This window comes from Streptomyces sp. NPDC001027 (assembly GCF_040299045.1).
Lineage (GTDB): Bacteria > Actinomycetota > Actinomycetes > Streptomycetales > Streptomycetaceae > Streptomyces.
The window spans coordinates 1-1,432 of record NZ_JBEPBI010000574.1; the positions used below are offsets into that span (position 1 = coordinate 1).

Genomic DNA, 1,432 nt, shown 5'->3' on the forward strand with positions numbered 1-1,432 from the left:
TACATCGTGGGCGAGATCAAGCGGTTCTTCCGGGACACCACCTGGGCGGTCCATGTGCCGCGCCGGCTGCAGGAGGCGCGGGTGCAGCTCGCCCGTGCCAAGGAGGAACTGCGCAGCCGCCTCGGCCGTACGCCGACCACCAGGGAGCTCTCCGAGCTGATGAGCCTGCCGGAGCACGAGGTCGTCGAGGCACAGCTGGCCTCCAACGGCTACACGTCGGCGTCCCTGGACGCGGCGATCAACGGCAGCGAGGACGGCGAGGCCGCGCTGGCGGACTTCATCGGTGACGAGGACGCCGCCCTGGGCCTGATCGAGGACTTCCACGCGCTCGCCCCGATGATCGCCGAACTCGACGAACGCGACCGCAAGATCATCCACTGGCGGTTCGTCGAGGAGCTCACCCAGGCCCAGATCGGCGAACGCCTCGGCGTCTCCCAGATGCACGTCTCCCGGCTCATCTCCCGTCTGCTGACCCGTCTGCGCGAGGGCATGCTCAGCACCGCCTGACGGGCGCGGACCTCGCACGAGGACGTTCCGACAGCGGCAGGCTGCCGTACCTTTGGCCCATGACGCACGGCAGGGGACCCGGGCAGGCGGCCCGATGAGCGGATGGTGGGCCTACCTGGAGGAACAGACCCGCCGGGAGGTCGACGCCGCGGTGCTGCGCGACCGTCGGCTGACGGCGGTCAAGGCCGTGTGGGACGCCCTGTGCCCCCTGGAGCTGGGCCTGCGGGAGGCGGAGCAGGTGGTTCACGCCCGCTACGCGGCCCTGGGTGACCGCGTGCAGTACCAGTCTCCCGACCCGCTCGACACTCCCTCACTCGCGGCCCGCGCAGCGGCGCTGCAGGGCCGGGTGGTGGCGATCGAGGCCCTGTGGGACGGCGACACCTTCCACGACTGGTTCGTGGTGCTGGTCGCCGTCCTGGACGACGGCCCGCGCGGGGAAGCCGACCTGGCCATCGTCCACCGCCTCCGAGGCGGGCCCGCGCCGGGCGCGGCAGCCGGTGCGGCGGGCCGGTCCCTGGCCGACTTCCTCGGGGTGCCGTTCCACTTCCCCTCCCCGGACGTCCCCGACGACGACGCCCCACGCTGGCGAACCGTCCGGCCGCTGCCCAGAACGCCGTGACCGACCGGCGGCCGTCGCCCGCGCGGGACGGACCGCCCCGACGGGGACAGACCATCCGGCCCGCCGGCCCGCGCTCGTGCCGGTGAAACGGCCTGCCTGCCCGCGCTCGTGCCGGTGACTCGGCCGGCCGACTCAACCGCCGATCTCGGCGAGGATCTTCGTTGCCACCTGCGCCGCCGCACGCCCGCCGCCGTCGTCGTCCGCGCCCGCCGTGGAGGGCAGCCCCTCCACGCGGACGGCCACGGCGATGCGCCGTCCGCCGGACGTCTGGGCGTGACCGATGAACCACGAGGAGGCCGAGTCGCC

Annotated in this window: 2 protein-coding genes; both read left to right on the plus strand. The window is 73.6% G+C overall.

All coding sequences use genetic code 11. The features are described from left to right. On the plus strand, positions 1-507 hold a 507-nt coding region (locus ABT300_RS44005; RefSeq protein WP_351688784.1), incomplete at its 5' end, for a sigma-70 family RNA polymerase sigma factor. 94 nt (positions 508-601) lie between these two features. After that, complete coding sequence (locus ABT300_RS44010) at positions 602-1,126, plus strand: hypothetical protein (RefSeq protein WP_351688787.1); 525 nt, start codon at positions 602-604, stop codon at positions 1,124-1,126. Positions 1,127-1,432: the final 306 nt, after the last annotated feature.